The sequence below is a fragment of the Terrisporobacter sp. genome (assembly GCF_017888745.1).
Taxonomy (GTDB): domain Bacteria; phylum Bacillota; class Clostridia; order Peptostreptococcales; family Peptostreptococcaceae; genus Terrisporobacter.
This window is the reverse complement of sequence record NZ_JAGHFM010000273.1, coordinates 1-3,770: the sequence shown is the minus strand read 5'-3', so window position 1 is coordinate 3,770 and position 3,770 is coordinate 1. Positions and strand designations below refer to the sequence as shown.

The window sequence follows — 3,770 nt, the reverse complement described above, 5'->3', positions numbered from 1 at the left end:
AGATAATATAATAAGCTTATTTTAGAAAAATATCACATTTTGATAATAAACTAGCAAATAAATAGAAAGAATTTGCTTCTTTTAAATAATGAAAAATATACTCTTTATCCTCAAGCAGAAGATTGTATAAATGAAATAGTTAAAGATTTAAATTCTCTTTAAAATAAATTTTAAAATTATATAACAAAATGATACCTATTTTTAGGTGTCATTTTCTTTATTGTAATGAAATTATATGTTATCTGCTCCATGAATAACATATAATTTTCAACTTTGTTGATCAATGGGAAAAGACGTTGACACTATGAGCAAAGAGAATTTTTTATTATAAAAATTTATTACTATTTAAAAGTAAAAATAATTAAAATATGTAACTGTAAAAAAAAATTATATTATATACAATTTTACATTATTATGGTAATTTATATAAAGAGTTTAACAAGAGACGACAATATTCGTCCGAAATATTAATAATTTGCAAAAACAAAATTGATTATATGGATAATGACATAATAAGGGGGGATGTTTTAAATAACTCCTCTTTGAGTGTATTAAATAATAAAGGATTGCTTAAAACTAGTTAGATATTAAGAAGAGTGCTATTATATGATAGTTTTTTAGTCTTAACATAAAAAATTATGACTTTTTTATAAAAATTAGTAACTTAAACAATTATAAAAGAATAAACAATTATAAATGATATAAATCTAACTATTGTTTTTCCTAGATAAAAGCATAAGTGATGTAATTATAAGTTTAAAATTATAAATATATAGAAAGTAGTTGAAATATATGGATAGTAAAAAATTTAATTTATGTTCCAGGCTTTTATTAAATATAATTGACAATAAATTTAAAAACATAGATGAAATAATATTTGATATAGAAAGTATGGTACCAAATATAAGAGTATATATTTTTGAAATAGATAAAAGTAAAAAAATATTTAGATATAGTTGTAATAATAAAAAAACAGAAAATACATTTTCACCAGAAGTTATATTTAAAACAAAAGAAGAGAGTATTGATAGAATTGTAAAAAGATTAAAAATACAAAATACTTTAATTTTTGACAACATAGATTGGATGGAAAAAGACTATAATGAATACTATAATATTTTACTATCTCAAAATATAAAAAGTATAGTGATGTCTCCTATTATAATAGAAGATGATTATCGTGGATTTATTTATATTGATAGTAAAGATGATAGTCAATCAATTGAAGATATTGTTGAATCAATAATAAAAGTCTTGACAATAAAATTAAAGCAGTTGAATGATAAAGAAGAACAAATTAGTGATGATATTTATGTAAGTAAACTATATAACGAGATAAAAAAAGCTACAAATTCAAAAGAATTTAAATTTGTATATCAGCCGAAGTTTAATATGATAACAAATAGTATAATAGGAGCAGAAGTTTTAATTAGATGGTATAAGGAAGATGGAACGATTATATATCCAGATAAATTTATTAACATGCTAGAAGAAAATAATTTAATTTATTTAATAGACTATTATGCTATAGAAGAAACCATGAAAAAAATAAAATACTGGTGTGACACTCCTAATATTAACACAATACCTTTATCAATAAACTTATCAAAAAGTACATTCATGAGATATAACTTTATTAGAAATTTAGAATCATTACTACAAAAATATGATATAAATCCAAAGTATTTAGAGTTTGAGATAACAGAAAGAGAATATGTTGAATTTAATATAAGAGAGATAAATGAAGTAATTGACAAAATAAGATCATTTGGAATAAAAGTATCTTTAGATGATTTTGGTTCAGGAAATTCAAATATATCTTTCTCTATGAGTGCAAATTTAGATATTATAAAAATTGATAAATCAATTACAGATAAAATAGGCAAAAGTAAAAAAATTGATTACTTTTTATATTCAATAATTGGATTAAGATATAATGATGATATTGAGTTTTTAGTAGAAGGAATTGAGACTAAAGAGCAATGTGATCTTTTGATAGAAAAAGGTTATAAATTTGGACAAGGATACTATTATTCAAAACCAATAGTAATAGAAGAACTAGAAAGTATATATTTGAAAATTTAAATAAATAACTACAATAAAAAATGACATCTGAAATTAGATGTCATTTTTTATTTGGTAAATAAAGTATTACAAAAAATATTAATATATTTTTAAATATAATTATATCGCATAATTTTATTATTGTCATAAAAATTTTCTCAATCAATAAAATATTTTACCAATATTACTGCTTGACTTTTAACAAAAACTGGAATACTATAAATTTATAATACATAGGAATCCGAGGTGTTAATTATGAATAAGGAACTTATTAAAGGGAGTACAGTTACACTTATTTTAAATTCTCTGAAAAAAGAACCCATGTATGGATATGGAATGATTAAAGAGATTGAAAACAAATCCAATGGAGTATTTCTTTTTAAAGAAGGAACTCTATATCCTATTTTACATGATCTTGAGAAAAATAAATTTATAGAATCTTTTTGGAACACAGAAAATGGTAGACGTAGAAAATACTATAGAATCACCCAAAAAGGTCTTACAGAACTAAGTAAACGAGAAGATGAGTGGCAAGTATTCAGTAAAACAATGAATTTAGTATTAGGGGGGCAATATTAGTGAATTCAGGTAAAAAATCCATAGAAAGTTTTTTACAATCTGTATGTAGATTTATCTCAACTGAAGAAAAAGCAAAAGATATACAAGACGAACTTAGGGATCATATTTGTAGTTATATTGAGGAATATACTAAGGATGGAATGAATAATGAAGATGCTACAATTATGGCACTAAAACAAATGGGAGATCCATATGTTTTAAGTAAAATGTATAAAGAGAAAACTTATAAAGCTAACAGGTTATTTCGTATATTTTCGATAGCTTTAATTTTAGCTATTTTTATAATTAGTGATTTTGTTTATTTGTCTATTAATAGCTATAAGAGTTTAGAGGGGATTTTATCTATAATAATTTCTATAACAATTACTTGTCAGTGTGTAACAGAAATTATAGATTTTATAAGGATATGTAAAAAAGATGGTGAACTTTCTAAAAAAGATCCTATTTTTTATATTCAATCCTATAAACAATCTATTTGGGAAGAAAGAGTAGCGAAATATATTCAGCTAATCTTCTTAGCTATATGTTTTATACTTTTAATATCTCTTATAGTAAAATTTAGTAAAATGGAATCAATTGAAACATTATTAAGTTCTTTATTAACTATAAATATTTTAAGTTTGATGTTACTTATGATGATGAGTATATCTATTTTTAATCCTAAAAGAAAAAATACAATTGTATATGATGAGGGTATCCTTATGTTTAGTGCATTTGTTCCTTGGGATAGTATTGGTGGATATATGTGGAGTAAAGAAACTATAAAAGGAAAAGATTGCTATAGTCTTGAATTTTCAACTAAAAAAACATCTATATTAAAAAAATCATCTTTAATTTCAGCTGACAGAGCACCTATTAAAGTTAGTTCATCTCAAGTAAGTTTAATGAATGAATTGTTTAGGAAGAATAATATAGAGGAAATTCGTCGTTAATAAATTTAAAATTATCATAAAAAGGGTACTAATTTAATGCATTTATTATGTAAAATTAGTACTCTTTTCTATTGAATATAATAATTATTTAAATATAATAATATATTCATATACAAAAAAGGTATCTCTTAGAATGATGTAAAAATCATATTGAGATACCTTATACTTTTTAAATTATTTTATTAAGCTTCTTTT

3 protein-coding genes are annotated in these 3,770 nt (G+C 22.2%); all 3 read left to right on the top strand.

What is annotated here, in order from left to right; translation table 11 throughout:
- Positions 1–792 precede the first annotated feature (792 nt).
- Positions 793–2,085, top strand: coding sequence for an EAL domain-containing protein (locus J7G74_RS12360; protein WP_297135858.1), 1,293 nt, complete (start codon positions 793–795; stop codon positions 2,083–2,085).
- A gap of 234 nt (positions 2,086–2,319) precedes the next feature.
- Positions 2,320–2,643 (top strand): PadR family transcriptional regulator, encoded by a 324-nt coding sequence (locus J7G74_RS12355; protein WP_297135855.1) that lies wholly within the window; start codon positions 2,320–2,322, stop codon positions 2,641–2,643.
- The gene (locus J7G74_RS12350) at positions 2,643–3,575 is read left to right on the top strand and encodes a permease prefix domain 1-containing protein (RefSeq protein WP_297135852.1); all 933 of its coding nucleotides are present in this window, start codon (positions 2,643–2,645) and stop codon (positions 3,573–3,575) included. Before J7G74_RS12355 ends, J7G74_RS12350 begins: the two co-directional genes overlap by 1 nt.
- Positions 3,576–3,770 lie beyond the last annotated feature (195 nt).

Excerpts from the sequence above, each read along its gene's own strand:
- J7G74_RS12360 (WP_297135858.1), top strand. The coding sequence starts at position 793 with ATGGATAGTAAAAAATTTAATTTATGTTCCAGGCTTTTATTAAATATA.
- J7G74_RS12355 (WP_297135855.1), top strand. The coding sequence starts at position 2,320 with ATGAATAAGGAACTTATTAAAGGGAGTACAGTTACACTTATTTTAAAT.